The sequence below is a fragment of the Flavobacterium sp. genome (genome assembly GCF_040379285.1).
In the GTDB taxonomy this organism is placed as follows: Bacteria; Bacteroidota; Bacteroidia; order Flavobacteriales; family Flavobacteriaceae; genus Flavobacterium.
The window spans coordinates 1-26,639 of record NZ_JBEILJ010000036.1; the positions used below are offsets into that span (position 1 = coordinate 1).

The following is a 26,639-nucleotide window of genomic DNA, read 5'->3' on the forward strand; positions in this document are numbered from 1 at the left end:
ACCCACAAAAAAACAACTGCGAAGCGGTCGGTTTTTCTTCGAGCAACGTTCCCTCCCTTTGGATCACGTAGTAATCCAGTCTCAATTTATTTTGCAGCGAAGAATACCCACAAAAAAACAACTGCGAAGCGGTCGGTTTTTGAGTCTCAGTCTCAGTCGCAGTCACAGTCGCAGACGCAGTATTCTCACCTTACAGATAAATGATTATTTCTAAACATTACGGTTAAAGAGTCAGTCATTACCTCACGCGAGATATAGATGAATTTGTATTTCATTACGGAGTCAGTATTTAATTCCAAAAAATGGTTTCTTTCTGGGTCTAAAACACTCGTTTTACAACTCTTTTTTATCTTAAAAATTTTTGCAAACGGACCACAATTCGACGTTTGTAAAGAATCTTCCGGCTTAAGTACATGACCATTAATGACGACTACCTTTGAATTGAAATAGGCTCCACTGAAAAGCAAAAGTGAGAATTTGGAATTTTCAGCGTTAAAGGTTTTTAAATAGTGATAGTCTATTTTGTTAAATTTTGGTTCTTCATAGCTTGCCTTTGATTCTTTGCAACTGCACAAAATGATGAACATCAAAAATGGAAAAATTTTATTCATCACCAAGTCATTTTTGTTAGAAAGTAGTTCTTTTTACAAATTCAATTCATTGCAATTTTAATATTCCCATGCATGTAAAATACAATTGCACGCCCTATTTCTTTGAGAGTGCGTTTAAGTATTGGGTAAGCTCTAGCAACGATGCTTCCTCTTTGATTTTAAAATCGATTTGCTTAAAAAATGAGGCAATATCGGGCGCTATATCTGCTAATAGTCGTTCCAAATCTTTCTTTTTTTCGGGAATTGCAATCATATCCGTAGGAGTTTTGATAAAGAATCTCACTTTTTCGGGATAAAACTTAGCCGGTTTATCTTCGCGATAGCTGGTAACTGCAGGCTCACCTTCTTGAAAAGCAATCATTTCTCGGGCAAATAAGTTATAGGTTCCCGTATTTGGATTAATTCGTCGCAAATACCCGAAGCGTATTTTTCCGTCAAAGGGATAGGCGAAAAAACCATATTGCTTGTTGTCAATTACAATTTCGCAACTGTCTTTTTTTTCTAGATAGTAGAGTTTACCCTCTTTTTTGAACTCCATTTCATCTTTAAAGGCATTGTACCGAATTTCGGGTTTGAGTTCCTTTGAATAACAAGAGAGCAAGGCGGTTTTAAATTCTTTATCCCAATAAGGTGATCCTTCGTAGGCGGTTGGAATGGAATCCGAGGCATTGAAAAATAATAGCCCCTGATCGTTATTAAACGAAACAATGTTGGTTTGTGCATCGGCGTGCATCAAACAAGCAAAAAACAGAATAATGCAGAAAGAAAAACGTTTCACAGGCATAGAAATTTTGTGGTTATAACAAGTTAAAATTTAAATTATTCCTCCAAAAGCACTTCCAAAATTTGAATCGCGGCTTCACTAATTTTTGTCCCTGGACCGAACACAGCTACCGCGCCGGCGTCAAACAAGAATTGGTAATCTTGTGCCGGAATGACACCGCCTACAATCACCATGATATCTTCACGCCCGTAGCGTTTTAATTCTTCAATAACTTGGGGTACTAAGGTTTTGTGACCTGCTGCCAAAGACGATACACCCAAAATATGTACATCATTTTCTACCGCTTGTTTGGCGGCTTCGGCAGGGGTTTGAAACAAAGGACCAATATCTACATCAAAACCTACGTCGGCATAGCCCGTAGCAACCACTTTCGCCCCCCGATCGTGGCCGTCTTGGCCCATTTTGGCAATCATAATGCGTGGACGACGACCCTCTTTCTGGGCAAAAGCATCGGCTAATTGTTGCGCTTTGGCAAAACTTTCATCGTTTTTAATTTCTTTACTATACACGCCGCTAAAACTTCTAATTTGTGCTTTATACCGTCCGAAAACCGTTTCTAGCGCATCACTGATTTCTCCCAAAGTGGCACGCAATCGGGCCGCTTCTACCGCTAAAGATAATAAATTATCGCCACCGTTTTTCGCCGATGCTGTAATACGTGCTAAGGCCGCTTGAACCGCTTGGGTATCGCGGCTTGCTTTGATTTGTTCCAAACGTTCGATTTGCTGACGGCGTACGGTTTGGTTGTCTACTTCCAAAATATGCAAAGGATCTTCTTTGTCCAATCGGAATTGGTTTACCCCTACAATCACATCTTGTCCGCTGTCAATACGGGCTTGTTTACGAGCGGCCGCTTCTTCAATACGCAATTTAGGTATTCCCGCTTCAATCGCTTTGGTCATCCCGCCGAGTGACTCCACTTCTTCAATTAAAGCCCAGGCTTTCTCGGCAATTTCGGCCGTTAATTTTTCGACATAATAACTGCCTGCCCAAGGATCGACAGTTTTGCAAATTTTGGTTTCTTCTTGCAAATAAATTTGCGTATTTCGGGCTATGCGCGCCGAGAAATCAGTCGGTAAAGCAATGGCTTCATCTAAGGCATTGGTATGAAGGGATTGGGTTCCCCCAAACGCAGCCGCTGCGGCTTCAATTGTGGTTCGTGCCACGTTGTTGAAGGGGTCTTGCTCGGTTAAACTCCAACCCGATGTTTGACAATGTGTGCGCAAAGTCAAGGATTTATCGTCTTTGGGTTGGAACTGCTTCAGCAATTTGGCCCATAGCATCCGACCGGCACGCATTTTGGCAATTTCCATAAAATGGTTCATCCCAATCGCCCAAAAGAACGACAATCGTGGCGCAAAACTGTCGATATCCATCCCAGCTGCCATCCCTGTGCGAATGTATTCCAATCCGTCGGCAAGGGTATACGCCAACTCAATATCGGCGGTTGCGCCCGCTTCTTGCATGTGGTAGCCAGAGATGGATATCGAGTTGAACTTTGGCATATTTTTGCTCGTATATTCAAAGATATCCGCAATGATTTTCATCGAGGGGGTAGGCGGATAGATATACGTATTCCGCACCATGAACTCTTTTAAAATATCGTTTTGAATCGTACCAGACAATAAATGGGGGGCTATCCCTTGTTCTTCGGCGGCTACAATATAAAAAGCCATGATCGGTAAAACAGCACCGTTCATGGTCATGGAAACCGACATTTCATCCAGCGGAATTTGGTCGAATAAGATTTTCATATCCTCCACCGAATCAATCGCCACTCCCGCTTTTCCTACGTCGCCCACTACGCGTTCGTGATCGGAGTCGTAGCCGCGATGAGTAGCTAAGTCGAAGGCTACCGAAAGTCCTTTTTGACCGGCGGCTAAATTGCGACGGTAAAAGGCATTACTTTCTTCGGCGGTCGAAAATCCTGCATACTGCCGAATCGTCCAAGGACGTCGCACATACATGGTTGCATAGGGTCCCCTTAAGTTGGGGGCAAAACCCGCTCCAAAATCCAAATGCGTCAATCCTTCCAAATCCGATTCACTGTAACTCGATTTGACCGTAATTCCTTCTGCCGTTGTAAAATTCTCTGTTGCGTGAACAGCTGTTTCTGTAGCAGTAGAAGGGAGGGTCAGGTGTTGTATATTTTTTCGCATAACTATTCTTCAGAAGCTAAACGTTCTTGTTCTATTTTTTCAGCCCATCGTTTTTCGATAATCGGACTAATAAGCGTTTTCCGTGAATTTTGTTTCACAAACGGATACAATTCCAAATCGCCTTTCATGCAGTCGTTCTTGTTGGGGTATTTGTTGGTTCCCAATAAAACTTCTTTCCCGCTGTCAAAGGCTTCCTGTTGTTTTTGAGCACTTTCATTGATTTTACGTTGAATGGTACCTTCCATCAATTGGGTGATAAAGCCACCATTGACCTCGATATCTTTAAACAACGCCAAGGCTTTTTCAGCCAATTGCTGGGTTACAGTTTCAATAAAATACGCGCCATCGGCAGGGTTGTGGACTTTATCAAAATAACTTTCGTGTTTTAAAATCAACAACTGATTTCGTGCAATTCGGTTCCCAAATTCATTGTCTTTATGGTACAACGCATCATACGGTAAATTGGCAACAAAATCGGCTCCACCCAACACGGCACTCATGCATTCGGTGGTGGTACGCAACATATTTACGTTGTAATCGTACAAGGTTTTATTGCGGCGGCTAGGCGTAGCGAGAATACGTACCTCATGTTCATGGCCGTATTCTTTGGCCAAAGTGGCAAATAACAACCGTAGGGCACGCAATTTGGCGATTTCAAAAAAGTAATTAGATCCCACCGCAACATTTACCGTGAAAGGATGTGGGTGTTGGGGGATACGGTTGAAATATTCGTTGGCATGGGCCAAAGTGTAGGCTAATTGTTGCACCCCATTGGCCCCCGCATTTTGATACAAACTGCTGTCAATCGAAAGAAAAGAAATAGGGCTTATCTGGGCTATGTGATGTAACTTCTCGAAATCCTTCTCTAGGTTTTCAAACCAGTTCCCGTCTCTTCCGAGTTGCCCGATGGGGTCAATTTGAAGGATGAAATGCGCTTGGTGTTGCACGGCAAATTGGTGCAGTTGATTTACGAAATCGATTTCAAGAAAAGGCAAATAAAAAAAATAAGGGATATCTTTTAAGGGCAAATTTTGCAATAATTCGCCTATGGAGATTGCCTTATTTTCGAGGGTAAATTTAATGCATTCGGCGCCACGTTGTAGCGTGTCGAGTGCCCGTGCATTTGACTTGGCCACATCATGGACAAAGATATTTTGCGTGATTTTAAATCCGTTTGTCGGACGCCCAGAGGGCAACGAAGGTTCAAATTCGTCGCGGTGGTAAAAGGGTCTCACTTTAATCCCTTCGGGGCTTTCCCAAACCAAGGTTTCGTTGTAATCGGCACCTTTGAGTTCGTACTGGATTTGCTGTTTCCATTGTTTGGAGGAAACGGCATCAAATTCTTGAAAGAGGTTGTTCTGACTCACGAATGCTGTTTTAGTATTTTATATTCTAGAATGGCGTCGGCGGTATAGCCCCGATGGGAGCAAACTACCCTGCCGACAGGCATGTAGTGCGGACAGCGGGAATGACGTTCCATGGATGTACTAAAGTTTTGCTCCTTCAATACTATCTTTACGGCGTTGTTCCTCGATATCAATAATGTAGATATCTTCGCTATCGCGTTTCATGTAATATTTTTCACGAGCATAGCGTTCGATATGCCCTTGGTAATTCATTTCTTTGATGCTTTTTTCGTCTTTGGTAATTTCCTCTTGGTAATAGGCTTTGTTCTCTTCGAGTTCCTTAATTTCTTTATTCAAAATGCGGTGGTCGAAGTAGGCATAATTGTCCAAAAACAACATCCAAACCACAAAGAATATCAAAACCAACGTGTATCGGCTTCCCAAAAAGCGAAGGAAGGGATAATTTGCAATAAGATTTTGATACCACTGTTTCATCGTCGGTTAGGCAATTCGTTGGTTAATTACCGCGCGCACCACATCGATGGCTACGGTATTGTATTTGTCGTTCGGGATGATAATATCGGCAAAGACTTTGGTGGGTTCGATAAACTGTTGGTGCATGGGTTTTAAGGTCGTTTGGTAACGATTCAGCACTTCTTCCATGTCACGACCGCGTTCGGCGATATCCCGTTTTAAGCGGCGAATCAAGCGTTCATCGGAGTCGGCATGCACAAATACTTTTACGTCAAACATATCGCGTAGTTCGGGACTGTTGAAAATCAAAATTCCCTCGACAATCATCACCTTCCGCGGATGAGTGATCACGGTATCCTCGGTTCGGTTGTGTGTGACAAAGGAGTACACGGGTTGCTCAATGGTTTTTCCCGCTTTTAAATCCTGTAAATGCGCAACCAGCAGTTCAAAATCAATAGCCCGCGGATGATCAAAATTAATCATACTGCGCTCTTCGTAACTCAAATGGGGATGGTGTTTGTAATACGAATCTTGGGAAATGATGCCCACCTCCGTTTGCGGAAGCTCATTCATAATTTGGTGTACTACCGTGGTTTTTCCAGAGCCTGTTCCTCCGGCAATTCCAATTATTAGCATGGGTGTTGTTTTCAGTGTTGAACCAGTAGACAAAAATAGCAATTTTTGTTCGATAGCCACCTACCTAAAGGCGACAAATCTTGCAAATTTAGTATCGTTTTGTACGCCTAAAATTGTTCAAACACGCCCAAGCCAAACAAGGCAAAGTCATATTTCACAGGATCGTAGGGGTCCAACGCTCGTAGGGCTGTGTCCAATTCGACCAGGGCTTTGGCATCATTTTGCTTTCGCGAAAGGAGTCCGAGTTTACGCGCCACATTGCCCGAATGCACGTCGAGAGGACATGATAAGGCCGCCATGGGGATGTTTTTCCAAAGGCCTAAATCCACCCCTTTTTTGTCTTGACGCACCATCCAACGCAAGAACATATTAATGCGTTTGGCGGCAGAATTGTTCAGTGGGTCGGAAATATGTTTTTGGGTTCGTTCCTCATGGGCGATTTCAAAAAAATGCTTTTTAAAGGCACTGATGGCGGGCTGCATCGAGTGTGATGTATGATATTTTTCAAAGAGCGCTTCCATGCCGCCATGTTGGGTATACACATGCCGCAACCCTCGAATAAAGGTTTTCACATCGGTGGCGTTAAACGTTCGATGCACAAATCCGTCCAACGGCTCCAAGTGGGATTCCCGATGCGTCATCACAAAATCATAGGGCGCATTTCCCATACGTTCGATAAGACTTTGCGCCGATTTGATAATCATTTTTCGGTTGCCCCAAGCGATGGTAGCGGCCAAAAAACCTACAATTTCAATATCTTCTTTTTGGCTAAATTGATGGGGAATTTGAATCGGATCGGAGGAAATAAAATCGGGCCGATTATACCGTTCTACCTTTTCATTCAAAAAATCACGGAGTTCGTTGGGCGTCATCGGGGAGGTATTTGGAATAAAAACCGTCTTTTAGGTCGTTGGTTCGCTGTTGCGGAATCAAATGAAAATACGTTTTGAAATACTCGATTTGTTCTTTATTGACGGTCGGTAAAGGACCGTTGTAGTTGCCCCAGAAGAAGTCGTTACTTTTGGGACTGTAATAGTTTAAATTCCCTTCTTTGAGCGCTTCAAAGTACATTTGGTATTTAGAGTTGGGGTGGGGCGTTAGCGTATATTCGGGTTTGAAATGGCTGAGTTCCAACATGAATTTATAGTTGGAAAAACGATTTAAATTTACAGGAACCAAAACCGCCCAAAGGACCGGAAGTAGACTGATAAAGAGCAGACTGTATATTGTTTTCCGTTGCGAAATAGCCAGGCTGAGCCAAAGACATGATAAAAACAAAATCCCATTAAGGAAGAAACGGTATTGGGGTGAGGTGGCAAATAATACGCCCAACTGTATGACGAGTATTTCATACACCACGCGGTATCCTTTTTCTTTGATGATAAAAAATAAAAAGGGCGTAAGTACGAGTAAAATCACTTCTATTTTGTTGAATAATCCGTTCATTTTTGGGAGTTGCAGCCAACGTAAAAAAAGATCCCAACGGGAAAAGGTATCGTAGTTTTCAGGGGTAAGAAAGTAGCTATATTTCTTCAACTCCTCGTAATAAAAATGTTCGATTTCAGGGGGTAAGGAATAATCAAAATACTGCCCTGAAACCAGCTGTGAGGGAAAAACGGGAACCCCACAAATAATTAAATTTTTGGCAACAAATAGTCCAAGGGTCAAACTACAAAGCAAGGTCACTTTGGAGAAACAAACGTTGAGCGTTTTAAAATGAACCACAAACCAATACAACGGCAACAAAGCCAACGTTAAGGACGTATTTTTTGCCAAAAGGGTAAAAAGCACTAAAAAGGTCAGTTGTACAAAAGTTGCCTTTGTGGGATGGTGAAACTCGGAAATAAAAAGGTAAAAAATAAGGAAACTGAGCACATAAACCACAACATCTGGGGAGGGCGCACTGATAAATTGAAAAAGGAGGAGGGCAGTAATTGGGAACAAACCCACCACTAAATCCACTCGTTTTTTACGCTCAAAATAGGTTGATAATTGTTGGATGGAGAAGGCAAACCCATACCACAGTAGTAGACCGCTTAGGTCATTGAATCGATCGTAGAGAAAGGAAAAATTTAAAGCACTTTGGGCAATATGCCATCCACTTAATTGCCCCAAAAATAAGTGCAGATTGATCAAGCCTTTGACCATGCCGTATTCATTAAGCCATTTGATGTTTTGAATGTAATATGATTCATTGTCAATTACATACGGAGCCGAAGCGCATTGTGCTAAAAGAAGTATGCTTACCACTGCGAAGTAACTTTTTAGTGGCCATGACCAAGCATGAAAACGGAGATACGATTGGAATACCGCTCTTTTCCAAAACGGATAATAGCGCCAGCCTAGAAATACATTGATTCCCAACAATACCAGATGAAATTCCCAGTGAATTCGACCGAAAAACGCCCAAACACCGGCAAAAAAAGTAACTAATCCCAATCCCAAAATGGTTTTTACAAGCGGAATTCTAACATGGGTTTTAAGCCATTGATTTCCTGCCGTTCCCCATACCAAGAGGGTAAACGCTATGTACATCCAAGAAATCAGTATAAGAAGCATGGGCTAACTCATTTTTCCGTCGACCATCACCAACTTACGGTCGGCTTGGTTGGCCAATTCCTCATTGTGCGTGACAATAACAAAGGTTTGTCCCAACTCGTCGCGCAATTTGAAAAACAATTGATGCAAATTTTCGGCTGAAGCGGTGTCTAAATTCCCCGAAGGTTCGTCGGCAAAAATGACCGCGGGCTGGTTGATGAGGGCGCGGGCCACAGCTACCCGTTGTTGTTCCCCTCCAGAGAGTTCAGAGGGTTTATGGTGTAAACGTTCGCCCAAACCCAAGTATTCCAAATGTTTTTTGGCAGCGGCTTCCGCTTCGGTTTTCGATTTTCCAGCGATAAAGGCAGGAATACACACGTTTTCTAGCGCGGTGAATTCAGGCAAGAGTTGGTGAAATTGAAAGATGAAGCCTAACTTTTGGTTTCGAAAGGCGGAGAGTTTTTTATCGCGTAAGGCCAACACATCGACTCCATCAATTGTGAGGGAAGCCGCTCCTTTGTCGGGGTGATCGAGGGTGCCTAACAGTTGCAGCAAGGTCGTTTTACCCGCACCAGAAGCCCCTACAATAGAAACAATTTCTCCTTTTTCAATCGTTAAATCGACTCCTTTGAGCACATGCAATTGGTCGTAGTGTTTGTGGATATTCTTGGCCGCTATCATCGATTCCTTTTTTTACAAAGAAACGAAGAAAAATGGGAATACCACAAGGGGTAACCCGTAAACTCATCCACTTGACAGCTATTAAATATTCGTTAAAGTCCGATTATTGTTTAATAAAAACGTACATTTGTTAAACAAAAAATTAAAACCAATGAACACCGTCACTGAAAAAGAATTGTATGAAATCCTTGGTGATGATCACCAAATGACCGCTGCCGACACCCCTTTACGTCCGGATGCTTTCGTTAAAACGGATGCGGAGAAGATGACGGTAATCGAGCATCATTTTGAGCAAATTATGGAAGCCCTCGGTTTGGACTTAACCGACGATAGTTTGCGCGGAACTCCCCACCGGGTAGCTAAAATGTATGTTCAAGAAATTTTTTCAGGATTACACCCTGACAACAAACCCAAAATCTCAGTATTTGATAATTCGTACCATTATGATAAAATGCTGGTCGAAGCTAATATCAATTTCAACTCCACCTGTGAGCACCACTTTTTACCTATTATAGGTAAGGCGCACATTGGGTATGTGTCCAATGGTAAAGTCATTGGTTTGTCAAAGCTGAATCGTATTGTTGATTATTTTGCCCGTCGTCCGCAGGTTCAAGAGCGTATGGTTATGCAGGTGTTCAATGAATTAAAGGTAGTTTTAGATACCGACGATGTAATGGTTGTGATGGAAGCCAAACATTTGTGTGTTTCCAGCCGCGGAATTAAAGACGAGACAAGTTTTACTTCCACCTTGCAATACAGCGGTATTTTCGAGAAAAAAGAGTATCGAGATGACTTCTTCCGATTGTTGGGAGAGAAGAATAGCTAAAATTAAGGGGCGGAAACGTCCCTTATTTTTTTTCAAAAAAATCAACAAGAAAGCCCAACTTCATGCCCCGCAACATTTTTTTTTCAAAGGTCCAAAAGAATTTAAACTGCCCAAAAAGAAAGCCGTAACCCACCAAAAGCACTTGATATACTGGGAAAATCCCCACAAAATAAATAATATAATACAACCAAACAGAAACGGTTTCTCGCGTAATACCTACCCATGCCAATAAAGGTTTTGCCAAATAAGCTGCCGTTGATCCCGTGAGTGCAAAGACGAGCAATATAACAGCGTATTGCCAATTGGAATTAATGTGGTATCGTTCTTTAAAGCTAGCCATAGGGTAACAAAGGTATCGAATTAGGGGCGAACATCAAAGATGCCCAACCGCTCATTGTGTCGAAGTTGGAAGAAGATAAAAAAATTATAAATCAAGTAATTTACCTCGTAGCCGTAGCGTACATTCGGATCGTAATCAATGCGCATATCGTATTGTAACGCGTTATATCGACTTGCTTGATTCACACGACTGTTCCATTCTTGAACCCACAATCGATTGCGACTCTCCAAAAAAGTCTCCGAATAATACCCTCGGGGTCGCGCAAATGAGTCCAACCACCCATAAAATCCGGGTTCGATGATAACCACTTCATATTCTAGGGAATCATTGGCAATCCGCAAGGTATCGCCCGATGAAGTTTTTTGCACCACCGCAGTCGTATTGAACTTTGGGGTAGTACTCGCGCAACTCCATAAGATGAAGAGAAAAACGATAAATACACCGCCGATTTTCATGATTTAAAGGTAAACAAAACCTTGTATGTTGCTCCAAGAATTTACGTGCTTTTAACAAAAAAGCACCCCGAAGGATGCTTTCCGTATTATTTTTTACCCAACAAACCGATAATTTGCTCAGCCAATTCTGTTCCGATGCGGTCTTGGGCATCCAAGGTGGCCGCTCCAATATGAGGCGTTAACGAGATTTTGGGGTGCATTAAAATTTGAATCTCCGGCTGGGGTTCTTTTTCAAAAACATCCAATCCAGCAAATCCAATTTTTCCTTGGTCGAGTGCTTCCACCAAAGCAACTTCATTGATCACACCCCCTCGAGCACAATTGACAATACCTGCACCATCTTTCATCAGCGCAAATTCTTCCTTGTCAATAATATATTTTTCTTGCGCTGGCACATGCAAGGTGATAAAATCAGAATGATTAAGCACATCTGCTAAAGGTTCGGTGAGGATATCCACATCTATAAACTGTCCCGTATAAAATTCTACCCGAATCGTAGCCTTATCGATAAAACTATCCGCTGCAATCACACGCATTCCCAAGCCCAAGGCCATTTTAGCCACCGCTTGCCCAATGCGTCCAAAACCGATGATTCCTAAGGTTTTTCCGCGTAACTCGGTGCCATTGGCGTAAGCCTTTTTTAACCCTTCAAAGTTGGAATCACCTTCCAAGGGCATGTTTCGGTTGGCATCATGTAAAAAACGAACCCCCGTAAACAAATGCGCAAATACCAATTCGGCTACACTTTCAGACGATGAAGCAGGGGTATTGATCACCTGAATTCCTTTGCTACGCGCATAATCCACATCGATATTGTCCATCCCAACACCACCACGGCCAATGATTTTGAGTCCTGGGCAGGCATCGATGATATCTTTACGAATCTTGGTAGCACTGCGTACTAAGACGACTTCAATTCCTTTTTCATTGACAAAATTGGCCACTTGTTCTTGCGACACTTTTGTTGTGATTACTTCATAACCGCCTTTTTCTAAGGCTGCAATTCCACTTTTGGAAATGCCATCGTTTGCTAAAACTTTCATTTGTATCGTATTTTTTTTGGAGCTATTCCGGCTATCCGCTTTATCTTTTATGCCGCTGTCGCTTCATAAAAGGATGCCGCTGCTATCCGGGCTAGTTCGTGTTACACAGAATGCTCCAATTCTTGCATTGTGTTTACTAAAATTTGTACACTTTCCAACGGTAAAGCGTTGTACATTGAGGCGCGATATCCCCCTACCGAACGGTGGCCGTTCAATCCCGAAATACCGGCTGCTTTCCAGAGGGCATCAAACTTTTCAGTATGCGCCGAATCCTTCAACAAAAAGGTGGCATTCATGGTACTGCGATCTTCAACAGCGGCTGTGCCTTCAAACAACGGGTTACGGTCAATTTCGGCATACAACAAGGTCGATTTTGCCGCATTGATTTTTTCAATACCTGTAATTCCGCCTTGCTTTTTCAACCATTGCAAGGTGAGTAAAGAGGCATATACTGGAAAAACGGCGGGCGTATTGTACATACTTTCCCCTTTGATTTGTTTTTGGTAGTCCATCATGCTGGGTAGGGTTCGCCCTGTTTTTCCCAACAACGCTTCTTTGATCACCACAAGCGTTGTTCCCGCCGGCCCCATGTTTTTTTGAGCTCCAGCATAAATCAAGGCAAATTGTGTGAAGTCCAACGTGCGTGAAAAAATATCCGAACTCATGTCGCAAATCACCGGAATATCGGTTTTCGGGAAGGATTTCATTTGGGTGCCAAAAATCGTATTGTTACTCGTACAGTGGAAGTAATTAGCATCCGCTGGAATGGAGTATTCTTTGGGGATATAATTGAAATTGGCGGCTTTCGATGAAGCAACCACTTCGGTTTCACCAAATAACTGCGCCTCTTTGATGGCATTCGCGGCCCAGGTTCCCGTTTCTAAGTAAGCGGCTTTCCCATCGACTTTCATAAAATTGTAGGGAACACGTAAAAATTCCATACTTGCGCCGCCTTGTAAAAACAAAACTTGGTAGCCTTTTCCCTCCAAGCCAAGCAATTCCAAAACCAAAGCGCGGGCTTCTTCCATGACGGCAATAAAATCCTTACTGCGGTGCGAAATTTCTAAAATCGACAAGCCCGATTGATTAAAATCCAAAATCGCTTGCGCCGATTGTTTAAAAACCTCTTGGGGCAGAATGCAGGGTCCTGCGCTGTAATTGTGTTTTTTCATGATTAACTATCCAATAAATTCGAGTTATATTGTTGTGTGGGTGCAAATTTCAACATTACGCGAGAGATATCCGATTTTGAACGAATGGAATCCAATTCGACTTATTAACTAAAACGTTTTAGTTAATAAAAGAATACGGTTAGTTTTTTATGAATTTTGAGGTGAAATTTTCACCGTTCTCAAAAAAAGCTTGAAAGAAATACATGCCTGAGGACAGTTCAGCTACCGAAACCGATGTCGTATTATAAGCAGTTAAGACTTTTTTTCCCGTAACATCATAAATCGTTAGTGATTTAGGAATAAGAGCACTTGAAAGCTGGAGTTGCTCGGTAGCGGGATTTGGATACAGCACTCCAAGGTTTGATGCTGTCGTACTTAAACTTAATCCCGTTTCGTTGGTAAAATAGGCTTTTCCAAACGATTGGGTTGAAAATTCCCTGAAGGCACCAATGAGTATATGACTTGCATTGCTCTCCATGGTGGCACCAAAACTGTCATCGGTCTGGTCAGGGCCTTCTCCATAGATAGTGTTTTCAAGGGTGTAAGTGGTATTCGTTTCACTGTAAATCCATACGGGATATTTGCGCGACATTTGAAATAAATAAAAGTTTGCCCCAATAACAATTTTAGAATTTAGTGTTTGGATGCGGCTTAACATATAATCCCCTGTAAAAGGTTGAAAAGTGGCCGTTTCTTGCCATGTATTTCCGATGAGGTCAAAAAGACACACTTTATAGCCCGAAGTGTTGTTGGAGTTGGCAAAGAGTCCACATAACTGATTACCTTTCATCGTTAAATCGACCAAAGTATTCAGGTTGTTATTGGAGGTTGAGAAGGCAAAAGAGTAGTTCATCATGACCCATGCTGTTCCATTCCATTCATACGTAAGGGGTAGGGAGTAGGTTGGCGACAAATCAGTTGTAGGATTACTGGCAAGAAGTAAACGTTGATGTAGAAAGTAAGGTTTTGCACCGAATTTTTGGACCAAGGTAGATTGCAATTTCTGTAAAAACACAAAAGAACTCCCATTCCATCGATAGATGTAGACAGCGCCATTGTAGTTGGTATTATTAGGATTTACCGCATTTGAAGCGATGAAAAGAAAGTCATTATACAGAATGACTGCTTTTCCGAAGTTGTCATTGGAGGCCGCATCGCTAGGAGTTATTTTTTGAATGAAATTGCTTGCATTGTCATTGCCATAGACATAAACTGCGCCGGCATTATTTGCAGCAGCATCATGAAATGGTGCACCAATGGCTAGAAATGAAGTGTTGCTGTCAAGGGAGCTTCCAAAAGAATCACTAGGGAGCCCATCATTGGGAGAAAGCACATGGGTTTGCTGAAATCCAGAACCATTGGGGGTAAAACGAAAAACTTTCGGTTGATTGTTGTTTTGTAGGGAAGTGCGATTGGCGATGTGCAATACACTGTTTTCATCCAAACTGAGGGCTGAACCAAAATTGAGACCATCGTTGCCACTCGTAGGAAATATAGGGGTTAGCGTTTGTGCAGGTGAAAAAAAACTAACGAATAAAAGGGCAACAATAAACTTTGGCTTCATAAACACTATTTTTAAGTAAATGTAGTGTTTTTTTATATCGATTGTAAAAAAGCCAAGGTGTCTACATGATCGGCATAGTCCCATAACTCGGGATGTTGTGTTTTTCCAAAAGGGATGCTGTCGGGAATTAGTCCGCTGGATACGATACATTGCAACTGATCGGCTTCGTCCGTAAGTCGTTTTTTCACCTCGTCCAAATGCGTATAGTATTCATAAAAAACAGAGGAAATAGGGGAGGCATAACCCGAATCTTCTTTCAAGGTTAAAAATCCATTATCCAAAATCGGAAACAAACTCATCAAAAATACCGCTTTGTTGTAATCGTAATTGTTGGCGTATTTTTCATAGTCAATACAATCCTTGTATGTGTACATCGCTTCAAAAAAAGGTTCAAACGAGTAGCCTTTGGGAACAAATAACTTGGAAACATTTCTGCATCCCAGTCCAAAATAGCGAAAAATATCTTCTCCCAACTGAATTAATTCTTCTTTGGTCTCCGTACCGTTCAACACCGCAACTGAATTTCGGTTTTTACGAATGATAGACGGTTTTTCTTTAAAATAATACTCAAAATAGCGCGCGGTATTGTTGCTTCCTGTAGCGATAACGGCTTCAAATCCTTCAAGTTTTCCTGCTGTAAATGTGCTGTTATCGGCTATTCTAGGTTCACAAGCGATCAAATACTCCACCAAAAAAGGCACCATTTTTTGATCGTTTGACGATGTTTTTATCTGTGCTTTGTGCCCCGAAACCAACACACTCAACACGTCATGAAATCCCACCAACGGAATATTTCCCGCCAACACCAAGCCCACCGTTTTGGGATGAATATCCCTAAAATCATAGGGTTGTAGCCACCTGTTTAGGTTGGATTCGGTGAGTGCTTGAGCCCATGATTGCACGGCAAAGCGCATTTGTTCGGGGGTAAACCATCCGTTGTAATTTTGCGCTGATTCGAGTTGCCCCACCATGCGGTCAAAAAACAATTCGTTGTGTAAAACCGCTGGATTTTTTGTGGGAGTCGTAGCGGCAAATTGCTGCAAAAAATGGCCTAAGTGAACCAACGCTGATTTTTTATCGAATTGTAACATGGGTTGCTTGTGTATGAAGGGTATTGATTGTAAATTTGCACAAAACTAATAAAATTCGCTATGGCAATCAAAATAACTGACGAGTGCATCAATTGTGGTGCTTGCGAGCCGGAATGTCCGAATACTGCGATTTATGAAGGTGCAGATAACTGGCGGTATAAAGACGGTACAAAATTGCGCGGAACGGTTGTACTTCCCGATGGAACTTCCATTGATGCGGATGCGCCGCAACGACCGATTTCAGACGATTTGTATTACATTGTCCCGGGAAAATGTACCGAGTGTAAAGGGTTTCACGAAGAGCCTCAATGCGCTGCCGTATGTCCTGTAGACTGTTGTGTACCCGATGAAGATCATGTGGAAAGTGAAGAAACCTTATTGAACCGTCAATCGTTTTTACACAACGAGTAGGTCCAATTTAATTGTAAGAAAATATCAAACACCTTTTATTTTCAGGTGTTTTTTTATGTCTTTTTGTTAAAAGTTTATCTATTTTTAAGCTGTTTTTCTTAAATTTGAGAACAAACCCTACTAGCCATGCGTACGTTTCTACTGTTTTGGTTCGGATGTCTCCTGACGATCGCTCATGCCCAACAAGGCGATATTCATTTGGTGTTTAAAGATGCCGAAACTCAAGCCCCTATTGAAGACGTAATCGTTACGGTTTTACGCACCAAGCAAAATTATATCAGCAATCCCGAAGGGCGTGTTTCCTTTACCCTTACTGGGGTGTCTAGTATTCAAATAGCCCATTCAAGTTACGAAAGTCAAAGTGTTCGATCGAACGCTTTGAAGCTTAAAGAAAATGTGATTTTTCTGAAAAGTGCCGTCAATACCCTTGAAGAAATTGTCATCACCAAACAGCATCCCCAAAAAATTCTCAAAGGTTTAATCGAAAATTCGGTAGATAAATTAACGACTCCATGCCGCTTGAAAGTCTATTCCCGTGAATTTTTTAAACGCAATGGTAACTATATGTTTTACAACGATGGGTTGCTGCATTTTCAGATTTCAGGAAAAAATAAAGACTTTAAAAACGACATTCTCGTTGAGCAAAATCGTTCTATCGGGTTAGTGGGTACCGATGTTTCGCAGGACCTATTAGGGTATGATTTGAATAATATTATGGGAAATTATTACAATTTTAAATACCTCGAACCCTTGCTGGAGGCTCGCGCACGGAAGGATTACGATTTTTTAATTAAATCCTACACCAAAAATGACAATTACTATGTAATGGTCATCAATCCCCTCGATCCCGTGAAAGGATTTAAAGACGATTACACCATTTTATATGATAAGAAAAAGAAAATAATTCTTGAAGTTAGCTCTTCCGTCACGCCCAACTCCGTGGCCAATGCACCCGAAAAGCGAAATGTGGGCGCCCGCAATATTTACAAGTCCAATTACAAAAACATCTATCGGTATGCGGGTGACAATGAATATTATCTGTTGAGTTCTCGCGAAGAGGTTGGTTTTGAACGGGTCGATAAAAAGGAGGTTCGCACCGAAATTGAAGTCCGCAATTACTTCATCACCACTGGATTTAGTCGCAATGAATTTTCTTTCAAGGAGAGCGAAATTTTCAAAGACAAAGCTCTTTTTAACCTTAAAGATAAAATTCTCACCGATTACTGGAATTTTTCGGGATTGGTGCCTACACCTGAAGAGGAAGCCATTATCAAAAATATTTCCGACGAACCTTAGATTTTTGCTGTTTTTTGAATGGGTTTAATGCGCTATATTTGCCCCACAAAAATAAAAATTAATGAAAGCAGGTATCGTGGGATTGCCCAATGTAGGGAAATCAACTCTTTTTAATTGTTTATCCAATGCCAAAGCGCAAAGTGCCAACTTTCCGTTTTGTACCATTGAGCCTAATATTGGAGTAGTCAATGTACCCGATCAACGTTTGGAAAAATTAGAAGAGTTGGTCAATCCAGAACGGGTATTGCCCGCTACTGTTGAAATTGTAGATATCGCGGGATTGGTAAAAGGCGCCAGTAAGGGGGAAGGTTTAGGGAACCAGTTTTTGGCCAATATCCGGGAATGTAATGCGATTATTCACGTGCTTCGTTGTTTTGATAACGACAACATTGTACATGTAGATGGCAATGTGAATCCGATTCGCGACAAAGAAACCATCGATATCGAATTGCAGCTAAAAGATCTTGAAACCGTTGAAAAACGCCTCGAAAAAGTAAACCGAACTGCCAAAGCAGGAATCAAAGAAGCCGTTTTGGAACAATCGTTATTGAACCAAATTCGCGATTTGTTGTTGCAAGGAAAATCCGCGCGAACCGTGGTGGCGCAAAACCAGGATGAAGCCGATTTGTTGGAAGCCTTTCAATTGATTACGACCAAACCGGTGCTTTACGTATGTAACGTAGATGAAAACTCAGCAGTAAACGGCAATGCTTATGTCGATCAAGTGCGCGAATTGGTCAAATCAGAAAATGCAGAAGTACTGGTATTGGCTGTAGCTACTGAAGCGGATATTACTGAACTAGAAACGTATGAAGAACGCCAAATGTTTTTAGAGGACATGGGCTTGGACGAACCAGGGGTTTCCAAATTGATTCGGGCAGCCTATCGTTTGCTGAATTTACAAACCTATTTTACAGCAGGAGTGAAAGAAGTACGCGCTTGGACTATACATGTGGGCGATACGGCACCCAAAGCAGCCGGTGTAATCCATACCGATTTTGAAAAAGGATTTATCCGAGCCGAGGTGATTGCTTACGATGATTATGTACAATTCGGCTCTGAAGCCAAAGTAAAAGAAGCTGGAAAATTGCGCGTTGAGGGAAAAGAGTATATAGTGAAAGACGGCGATGTGATGCACTTCCGTTTTAATGTGTAAATTATCAATAAAACTATGTTTATGTGGCACAAATTTTTTCGTACTTTTTAGCTTCTATAAACGAATAACTCTTCAATATAGGTGTCTACCAAGTTGTTTTTAAAATAAAATGAAGTAATTTAGGGATGAAATAAACAAGGGTCGTTGTTAAATGAAAATGGTACAATTAATAAAATTGACATAGTCTTTTCAGGTCAATCCTGTTAAATTGTTAGTGTCTTAACCCGTAGGGTGTAATTAAATTGTTTGATTCTTGATATTATTTATTGGTCTATCAAAGATGAATTTATTGATTTATTGAACTAGAGTTAGTGCTGTTATTTTAGCTAAAATTCGAGTTTTAAATCCTTCAAAATTTTTAACATAATTTCTTCTAATTAAAAATTGGTCGCATAGCTGGAAAAACAAAGTTTCTATCCTTTTTCTGGATTTTCTGAATATGTATGGTTGTGGTTTATATTTTACTTGATTCATTCTTTTTGGGGTTTGCAATCTAATTATTTACCGATTGAAATAAATCCAATTGAATGCTTTCTGATAAATAACCTCAGTCTCCAAGCAGCACACAATCAGACATTTGCTGTTTTATGTTTTTCAAAAAATGCACATCATGAACTTCGGCTTTAATAATATCTAATGGATGGAAAACACCATTTACAGAACAGACTCCATGTGATTTATATCCGTTAAACCAGTTTTTTTGAGAGGCACAAAACCCTTTTGACGGAGCAGTTTCGAATTCTTCTTTGCAAATTTTAATTCTGTTATGACGAGCAAATTTGCATATCTCTAAAGGCATGCTGTCAACAATAAAGTAGTCTTCAAAACACAGAAATTGAGCTGCTAATTTTGTTCTAATTTGTTCTGAAAATAAAAATAGACTTTTTCGTCTTTTTATTAAACTGACTTCGCTCAATTAAATTGGATATTTCACCTGGAAGTAGTTGTTTGAAAAGTGAATTTTCACTGTCAATTGACATAAATTCTGCTGTTGAACTCAATGCAACTACTTCTATATCAGACAATTTTTTCTACCTACGCCTGATTTAAATTCTAATTCACAATTACTTCGCCAGTTTGCTTTGCTTGGGGCAAAGAACTTAAAACTTCCAAAATTCTAAAATAATTTTTAACTATATTTGTCATAAATGTTGGTTATTTGGCTACTTCAAGATGCTGATTTTCATTATCTTTACCAATATTTTTTCAATTTATTTTACTTAAAATAATTTCACCCAACGGGTTTGTAACAAATCCATTACTTCAACCACTAATAATTTCAATCTGTATTAAATTCTGCTTTATGAAAAAACTTATTTTTCCTGTTTTAGTATTGACAGCCTTAGCTATTTCGTGCCAAAAAACAGAAACATTACATTCTGGTATCACAAAAACCAACATGGATACATTAGTAAATCCCGGCGACAATTTTGACGCGTATGTCAACGGAAATTGGAATCGAAAAACCAAAATTCCTGCCGATAAATCTTCGTATGGCGCTTTTGATATCTTGTTGGACAAATCGGAAAAAGACGTCAAAGAAATTATTCAAGCTGCGGCCAAAAGCAACAGCGCTGAAGGTTCGGAAGAACAAAAAATTGGCGATTTTTACGCCTCATACATGGACCGTAAAGGGCGTGATGCCAAAGGATTAAGTCCGATTCAACCCGAATGGAAGAAAATCGATGCGCTTCAAGACCATGCCGCGCTCGCTGCGTATTTGGGTGAAGCCAACCGCCAAGGAATCGCAGCGCCTTTTGGGGTATTTGTCAGCACGGATTTTGAAGATCCCAACAAAAATGTCATCATGACTTGGCAAGGGGGATTGAGTTTGCCCGATCGCGATTATTACCTTTCGACGGCTCCTGAAATGATGCAAATTCGCAAAGCCTATACCGAGCATGTTCAAAAAATGCTCACCTTGGCGCAGTTTACCAATGCCCAAGCCGAGGCCGCGACCATTGTTGCCTTGGAAACCGAAATTGCCAAAATCCACATTACCAAAGAAGAAAACCGCGATACAAAAAAACTAAATAATCCATTTATGGTGGCAGACTTGGCGGGATTGATGCCCGGTTTTGATTTTAAAACCTACCTCAACAAAGCGGGAATGGCAAAAGAACAGTCGATTATCATTGCCCAACCGGCGTACATGAAAAAATTGGCGCAATTGTACACGGCCACCCCTATCGCTACATGGAAAACCTATTTAAAATGGTCGGTGTTGAGTGGTGCGGCCACATCGTTGACCACAGCGCTGGACAAACAAAATTTTGAGTTTTTTGGCAAAGTATTGAGCGGCACCGAAAAACAACGCGACGATTGGAAGCGAGCGGTTCAAACCGTAAGTGGTGGTTTGGGGGAAATGATTGGCAAATTGTATGTCGAAAAACACTTCTCGCCCGAAGCCAAAGAGCGCATGACTGTGTTGGTGAAAAACCTACTAAAAGCCTATGCCGAAAGTATCAAAAAATTGGATTGGATGAGTGAAGCCACCAAGAAAGAAGCCTTGAAAAAGGTCGATAAATTTGTGATTAAAATTGGCTACCCCGATAAATGGCGTGATTATTCGTCGTTGACCATTGCCAAAAACGATTTGTACGGTAACTTACAGCGTTGTGCTGCTTATGAGTACAACCGAAATTTGGCCAAATTAGGAAAACCCGTAGACCGCACCGAGTGGGGCATGACGCCACAAACGGTCAATGCGTATTACAATCCTTCGGTGAATGAAATTGTGTTCCCAGCGGCAATTTTACAACCGCCCTTCTTTGACATGAATGCCGATGATGCGGTAAATTATGGCGGTATTGGAGCGGTGATTGGCCACGAAATCGGACACGGATTTGACGATCAAGGCAGCGCGTTTGACGGCGACGGTAAATTGCGCAACTGGTGGAAGCCAAGCGATTTGGAAGCCTTTAACCAACGTACAAAAGCCTTGGTCGAACAATACAATTCGTTCCAAGCGTTGCCTGGTTTGAACGTCAACGGCGACTTTACTTTGGGTGAAAACATTGGGGATTTAGGCGGATTAAGCATTGCCTTGAAAGCCTACAAAATGAGTTTGAACGGTAAAGAAGCCCCAAAAATGGATGGTTTTACAGGCATCCAACGCGTATTCTTAGGATGGGGTCAAGTTTGGTTGGACAAATCCCGTCCCGAAGCCTTACGCACGCAAATTGCTGCCGACCCGCACTCCCCCGCTAAGTTCCGAATCAATGGGGTGGTGCGCAACATCCCCGAATTCTATGAAGCCTTCAACGTTAAACCCGGCGATTCCTTGTACCTCGCTCCTGAAAAACGCGTGAAGATTTGGTAAGGGAAGTCGTAAGTCAGAGAGTCGTAAGTCGTAAGTCAGAAAGTCGTAAGTCAACTAGTCGTAAGTCGTGAAAGACTGAAACTTGACACGAGGCTTTAGCCAACTGATGGAGCGGAGCGGAATAAACCTGACACGAGGCTTTAGCCGACTGATGGAGCGGAGCGGAGCGGAATAAACCTGAAACTTGAAACTTGAAACTTGAAACTTAAAGAAATCCCCTGCAGGTTGCAGGGGATTTTTTTTGTAAAGCTACCGTAAAGAAACTATTGCTAAAAAGTTTATGGCAACACCACAAAAAGAATTTTACTTAACACAACTACACAGAATAGACAGGATTCATAATATAGTTATAGCATTCGCTTCATTTTCAACTAAAACAAACGCATGACTTTTGTGGCATCTAACACAAAACCTCATGAGAAAAAACGACTTTCTGCAATTACTTGTTTTGAGCCTCTTTTTGTATGTCGCTCCCAATACGTCGGGACAATCATTGGTTCACTATTGGAACTTTAACGACAATAGTTCTTTAGCGGCTTTAACCACACCTTCGCAAACATTGGGCGGAGCGTCTTTAGTTGCACTCCCCGGAGGAGTCAGTACGATTGATGTCTCGGGTGGAACAGGTCAAAACTTTAACGTCCAAAATCTAAATGCCCAAAACGGGGATTCCTCGGGAACACATTTACGTTTCAATGATCCCATCGGTGGTGCATTGGTGTTCAGCCTTCCCACGACAGGATACGATGCCATTGTGATGCGAATGGCAACCCGTCGGTCCAATTCGGGAGCAGGCACGCAAATCTGGTCTTACTCCACCGACGGAACTACCTATACTTTTTTGACCAATATCGCACCCAATAACGGTGACCCTGCATTGGCTACCCTTGATTTTTCGTCGATTCCCGGGGTGACTAATAATCCTAATTTTAAAGTCAAAGTTGAGTTTGCTCAAGGCAGTGGTGGAACTGCAGGTAACAACCGTTTTGATAATGTCACCCTACAAGGAACGCCCTTTTCAGGAGCAGACATTCTTCCTCCCACTGTAACTTTTTTTCCACAAAATAATGCGACCAACGTAGCACTTACGGCGCAACCTACACTCACATTCAACGAACCTATACGCTTCGTTAACGATACTCCCATCGAAAATACCTCGGTAGATGCGCTTCTCGAACTACGTCTAAATTCGGCTACAGGAACCGCCGTTCCTTTTGATGCTACCATCAACGGTTCTGTCATCACGGTCAATCCACTAACCCCTTTTGCCGTTAATCAATCGTATTACTTGGCCTTACTACCCAACACTGTCGAAGATGCTGCCAACAATGCAATCACAACCCTTCAAAGCATCACATTTACCACAGGACAACCTACCCTTAGTTTTGCCAATTCTTTTGTAACGGTCAATGAAAATGCGGGAAGTGTTACGCTCAATTTAACCGTGACCAACCCCGCTGCAGCTTCTGTAGACTGGGTTGTAAAAACAGCGCCATTCAGTACGGCCGATGCAAATGATTTTACAGCTACATCACAAACCATTACGCTTTCCTCTTCTTCGCCTGCCACGATTGCGATTACGGTTCCCATTATTGACGATTCATTAGCCGAACAACAAGCCGAATATGTCGTATTTCGTTTAGAAAATCCGCAGGGGGTAACCTTGGGTGCCAATGCTTGGGTGACGCTTTACATCATCGATAATGACACGCCTGCCCCCAGTCTTTCCCAAGAGATAGAACTCAACTATTTGGGTAGTTTTGATCCTTCGGGCACGGCCAACAATCGCACTTGCGAAATTATAGTTCACGATCCTGTGACGCAACGTTTATTTACCACCAGTGCCGCTAGTGGAGTTTTGGATATCATTGACTTTAGCAACCCAACGCAATTGTCGGTGATTCAAACCCTTGATTTGAATACTTATGGAGGTGTGACTAGTGTTGCCGTCAAAAACGGTTTGGTTGCAGTGGCGTGTCCCAATGCCAACGAAGCGCTTAATGGGTCGGTAGTAGTATTTGATACGCAAGGGGTGTTTCAAAAACAATTTACGGTGGGGGCTTTACCCGATATGATTACGTTTACCCCCGATGGCACCAAAATTCTCACCGCCAATGAAGGACAACCCGATAGCGACTACACCGTTGATCCGCTGGGGAGTGTGAGCATTATTGATATTTCTGGAGGCATTGCTCAGGCTACTCAAGCGCAGGTAACAACCCTTGATTTTACGGCTTTCAATGCACAAGAAGCGGCGTTACTTAATGCTGGTGTTCGCAAAGGAAAAGCAACAAGTACCTTGGCGCAAGATTTGGAGCCCGAATATTTAGCGGTTCATCCCGACGGTACAAAGGCTTGGGTAACCCTACAAGAAAACAATGCCATTGCCGAAATCAATCTTACCGCACCCAGCATCACTTCGATATGGCCCTTAGGCACTAAAAACATTGCGCTCCCTGGGAATGGATTTGATGTTTCGGACAACAATGGACAGATTTTAATTGCCAACTGGCCCCTTCAAGCCTATTACATTCCTGATGCCATGGCCCATTATACGGTGAATGGCGTTTCGTATTTGGTAACCGCCAACGAAGGCGATGAACGCGAATACAATGCCTTAAACGAACGAACAACGGTAGGCGCAGCGGCTTTGGATGCTACCGCGTTTCCGAATGCTGCCGTTTTAAAACAAAACAGCAATATGGGGCGTTTCCGTATTACCAATTTGAATGGAAATACCGACGCTGATGCCGAATTGGAACAATTGTACTGTGTCGGGTCGCGATCGTTTTCGATTTTCAATGCCGAAACACAAGCGTTGGTATTTGATAGTGGCGATCAATTTGAACGGTTTACCGCGGCCAATTTACCGACCCTATTCAATGCCGACCACGAAAACAACACTCCCAAAGGACGTAGTCGTGCTAAGGGGCCTGAACCTGAAGGAGTAACGATTGCAACGTTGGGAACAGAAACCTTTGCCTTTGTATCGTTGGAGCGTATTGGAGGGGTGATGGTCTACAACATTACCAATCCCGCGCAACCCGTATTGACCGATTACAAAAACAGTCGCAGTACTTCGGCTTATGCAGGCGACCATGGTCCAGAGGGCATTACGTATATTCAGCCTGAGAACACCACGACGGGCAAACCTTATATTTTGGTCGCCAATGAAATTAGTGGAACCCTTACCGTTTTTGAAATTGACACCAACGGTTTAGGACGCCCAGAATGGGACACAACAGTCCTTCCCTTTGCGGTATTCCCTAATCCTGTTGCCCAAGACGGCGTATTATACTGCAACCGCGCCGCCGATTGTACGATTTATACGATAACGGGACAAAAAGTTGGGTTTTACCCCCAAGCGTTGGTGATTCCTACGCAAGATTTAGCCCCTGGTGTATATATTGTTCAGACCGAAACGGGACAATCCCAAAAGTTTATTGTGAAGTAGTCTTTTTTTCAGTTGTTGTGTAATCCCCGGGGCTTCGGTTTCGGGGATTTTTTTGATAATTCAATAACCCACGCACAACATGGGCTTAACACGTCCCTCCGACCTTTGAGGCATTCGATTATACGCCGCTTGGTTGGGGTTCTCCCACAACACCTACTCCCTCCGTTTGCCTTCGGGGGGATTTTTTTGTACTTTTAAAAAAGAAATAAACGACTTATGACACGACTTAGCGCCGCACATTGGGAAATTGTAGAAAAATACTATCCCCACTACTACTCCAGCCCCACCATCACATGGATTGATATTTTAACACGCGTACTAGATGGTGAAGCCATATCCCCAAATGACGAAAAATTTATTCAAGGGTGGAACGTCGCCAAAGAACTGTATCGTTTGGAAAGAGAGGTTTGGAGGGTGGCGGTGAGGAATAGGGAAATACCCTTTAATAAATAGGAAAAAACCTTATCTTAATGGGAAAAATACTTTGATTTTTTGGGAAAAACACCCTTGTTAAAGCTGTTTTACTTTTTTAAAAGTTGTATTTTTACATAAATTTTGTTATAGAGGCAACTTATTTATGTCAAAACAACCCAATTACATCGACTTATTTGCTGGCTGTGGAGGACTTTCTTTAGGTTTACACCAAGCAGGTTGGAAAGGTTTATTTGCTATCGAAAAAAGCCCTGACGCTTTTAAAACCCTTGATTACAACCTTATAAATAATAAGAATCACTTTGATTGGCCAAATTGGTTACCTAAAGGTGCTCATGACATTAATGAAGTGCTTTACCATTACGCTGATAAATTAGAACGTTTAAAAGGCAAGGTCACAATGATTGCAGGGGGACCGCCTTGTCAAGGATTCTCTATGGCTGGAAGACGAAATGAGAATGATTCCCGAAACGACTTAATAAATTCGTATATAAAATTTGTACAAACCGTTGAACCGAAAATTATCTTTTTTGAGAATGTCAAAGGGTTTACAATGGAATTTAAAAAGAATAAAGAAAAAGGAATAGCTTACTCTTCAATTGTTACTCAAAAACTAGAGGAGGCAGGTTACTTTGTTAAAGGACAACTAGTGAATTTTGGGGATTATGGAGTGCCTCAAAAAAGAACCCGTTTTATTCTTGTTGGTATTAAAAAAGATCTTAAAAAGGCGACTCAAGAAAATGTAAATTCGTTTTTTTCTTTATTAGCAAAAATTCGATTCGAATTTGTAAACAACAAAGGCCTAACCCCGGAAATAAATTTTCAAGATGCAAGGTCTGTCTTCTTTA

23 protein-coding genes and 1 pseudogene are annotated in these 26,639 nt (G+C 41.9%); 9 read left to right on the plus strand and 15 right to left on the minus strand.

The genetic code is table 11. The features are described 5' to 3' along the window. Positions 1-214 (plus strand): hypothetical protein (locus ABWO12_RS08515; protein ID WP_353088389.1); only part of this gene is annotated, 214 nt, incomplete at its 5' end. A gap of 491 nt (positions 215-705) precedes the next feature. Here the strand turns inward: ABWO12_RS08515 and ABWO12_RS08520 are convergent. The 8 genes from ABWO12_RS08520 to ABWO12_RS08555 form a co-directional block, all read right to left on the minus strand. After that, positions 706-1,389 carry a hypothetical protein gene (locus ABWO12_RS08520; protein ID WP_353088391.1) on the minus strand — a complete coding sequence of 228 codons (684 nt, stop codon included), beginning with the start codon at positions 1,387-1,389 and terminating at the stop codon, positions 706-708. 41 nt (positions 1,390-1,430) lie between these two features. Beyond that, positions 1,431-3,554 carry a methylmalonyl-CoA mutase gene (scpA, locus tag ABWO12_RS08525; protein WP_353088393.1) on the minus strand — a complete coding sequence of 708 codons (2,124 nt, stop codon included), beginning with the start codon at positions 3,552-3,554 and terminating at the stop codon, positions 1,431-1,433. Between the two features lie 2 nt (positions 3,555-3,556). Beyond that, positions 3,557-4,921, minus strand: coding sequence for a methylmalonyl-CoA mutase subunit beta (locus ABWO12_RS08530; RefSeq protein ID WP_353088394.1), 1,365 nt, complete (start codon positions 4,919-4,921; stop codon positions 3,557-3,559). 120 nt (positions 4,922-5,041) lie between these two features. Continuing rightward, positions 5,042-5,395: an FtsB family cell division protein gene (locus ABWO12_RS08535; protein ID WP_353088395.1), complete on the minus strand. Its 354-nt coding sequence runs from the start codon at positions 5,393-5,395 to the stop codon at positions 5,042-5,044. 6 nt (positions 5,396-5,401) lie between these two features. Then, positions 5,402-6,010: a uridine kinase gene (gene udk / locus ABWO12_RS08540; RefSeq protein ID WP_353088397.1), complete on the minus strand. Its 609-nt coding sequence runs from the start codon at positions 6,008-6,010 to the stop codon at positions 5,402-5,404. Between the two features lie 107 nt (positions 6,011-6,117). Further along, positions 6,118-6,882, minus strand: a complete 765-nt coding sequence (locus ABWO12_RS08545; RefSeq protein ID WP_353088398.1) for a TIGR02757 family protein — start codon at positions 6,880-6,882, stop codon at positions 6,118-6,120. Further along, on the minus strand, positions 6,860-8,569 hold the full coding sequence (locus ABWO12_RS08550; protein WP_353088399.1) for an LIC_10190 family membrane protein: 1,710 nt from the start codon (positions 8,567-8,569) through the stop codon (positions 6,860-6,862). Before ABWO12_RS08550 ends, ABWO12_RS08545 begins: the two co-directional genes overlap by 23 nt. A gap of 3 nt (positions 8,570-8,572) precedes the next feature. Then, the gene (locus tag ABWO12_RS08555) at positions 8,573-9,229 is read right to left on the minus strand and encodes an ABC transporter ATP-binding protein (protein WP_353088400.1); all 657 of its coding nucleotides are present in this window, start codon (positions 9,227-9,229) and stop codon (positions 8,573-8,575) included. 151 nt (positions 9,230-9,380) lie between these two features. Between ABWO12_RS08555 and folE the strand changes: the two genes are divergently transcribed. Then, positions 9,381-10,055, plus strand: a complete 675-nt coding sequence (gene folE, locus ABWO12_RS08560) for a GTP cyclohydrolase I FolE (protein WP_353088401.1) — start codon at positions 9,381-9,383, stop codon at positions 10,053-10,055. A 22-nt stretch (positions 10,056-10,077) separates the two neighbouring features. Here the strand turns inward: folE and ABWO12_RS08565 are convergent, their stop codons facing one another. The 6 genes from ABWO12_RS08565 to ABWO12_RS08590 form a co-directional block, all read right to left on the minus strand. Then, the gene (locus ABWO12_RS08565; protein WP_353088403.1) at positions 10,078-10,395 is read right to left on the minus strand and encodes a DUF6787 family protein; all 318 of its coding nucleotides are present in this window, start codon (positions 10,393-10,395) and stop codon (positions 10,078-10,080) included. Between the two features lie 20 nt (positions 10,396-10,415). Next, positions 10,416-10,850 (minus strand): DUF6146 family protein, encoded by a 435-nt coding sequence (locus ABWO12_RS08570; protein ID WP_353088404.1) that lies wholly within the window; start codon positions 10,848-10,850, stop codon positions 10,416-10,418. Between the two features lie 86 nt (positions 10,851-10,936). Continuing rightward, a complete protein-coding gene (locus ABWO12_RS08575; RefSeq protein ID WP_353088405.1) occupies positions 10,937-11,893 on the minus strand; it encodes a D-2-hydroxyacid dehydrogenase in 957 nt (318 codons plus the stop codon). 101 nt (positions 11,894-11,994) lie between these two features. Further along, on the minus strand, positions 11,995-13,065 hold the full coding sequence (serC, locus tag ABWO12_RS08580; protein WP_353088407.1) for a 3-phosphoserine/phosphohydroxythreonine transaminase: 1,071 nt from the start codon (positions 13,063-13,065) through the stop codon (positions 11,995-11,997). Between the two features lie 139 nt (positions 13,066-13,204). Beyond that, entirely contained in the window at positions 13,205-14,629 is a 1,425-nt protein-coding gene (locus tag ABWO12_RS08585; RefSeq protein WP_353088409.1) for a T9SS type A sorting domain-containing protein, read from the minus strand. Between the two features lie 32 nt (positions 14,630-14,661). Continuing rightward, complete coding sequence (locus ABWO12_RS08590) at positions 14,662-15,720, minus strand: acyl-CoA reductase (RefSeq protein WP_353088410.1); 1,059 nt, start codon at positions 15,718-15,720, stop codon at positions 14,662-14,664. 60 nt (positions 15,721-15,780) lie between these two features. Between ABWO12_RS08590 and ABWO12_RS08595 the strand changes: the two genes are divergently transcribed. From ABWO12_RS08595 to ychF, 3 genes are all read left to right on the plus strand, one after another. Then, on the plus strand, positions 15,781-16,131 hold the full coding sequence (locus ABWO12_RS08595) for a 4Fe-4S dicluster domain-containing protein (protein WP_353088411.1): 351 nt from the start codon (positions 15,781-15,783) through the stop codon (positions 16,129-16,131). Between the two features lie 126 nt (positions 16,132-16,257). Then, entirely contained in the window at positions 16,258-17,427 is a 1,170-nt protein-coding gene (locus tag ABWO12_RS08600; RefSeq protein WP_353088413.1) for a hypothetical protein, read from the plus strand. A 61-nt stretch (positions 17,428-17,488) separates the two neighbouring features. Beyond that, complete coding sequence (ychF, locus tag ABWO12_RS08605; RefSeq protein ID WP_353088414.1) at positions 17,489-18,583, plus strand: redox-regulated ATPase YchF; 1,095 nt, start codon at positions 17,489-17,491, stop codon at positions 18,581-18,583. A 294-nt stretch (positions 18,584-18,877) separates the two neighbouring features. Here ychF and ABWO12_RS08610 read toward each other — a convergent pair. Further along, positions 18,878-19,729, minus strand: a pseudogene (locus tag ABWO12_RS08610) (IS982 family transposase). 157 nt (positions 19,730-19,886) lie between these two features. Between ABWO12_RS08610 and ABWO12_RS08615 the strand changes: the two are divergent. The 4 genes from ABWO12_RS08615 to ABWO12_RS08630 all read left to right on the plus strand — a co-directional run. Then, positions 19,887-21,905 (plus strand): M13 family metallopeptidase, encoded by a 2,019-nt coding sequence (locus tag ABWO12_RS08615; RefSeq protein WP_353088415.1) that lies wholly within the window; start codon positions 19,887-19,889, stop codon positions 21,903-21,905. A gap of 415 nt (positions 21,906-22,320) precedes the next feature. After that, complete coding sequence (locus tag ABWO12_RS08620) at positions 22,321-25,359, plus strand: choice-of-anchor I family protein (RefSeq protein ID WP_353088417.1); 3,039 nt, start codon at positions 22,321-22,323, stop codon at positions 25,357-25,359. A 216-nt stretch (positions 25,360-25,575) separates the two neighbouring features. Continuing rightward, positions 25,576-25,812 carry a hypothetical protein gene (locus ABWO12_RS08625; RefSeq protein WP_353088418.1) on the plus strand — a complete coding sequence of 79 codons (237 nt, stop codon included), beginning with the start codon at positions 25,576-25,578 and terminating at the stop codon, positions 25,810-25,812. 124 nt (positions 25,813-25,936) lie between these two features. Further along, positions 25,937-26,639: DNA cytosine methyltransferase (locus tag ABWO12_RS08630; protein WP_353088420.1), on the plus strand; the 703-nt coding region annotated here is incomplete at its 3' end.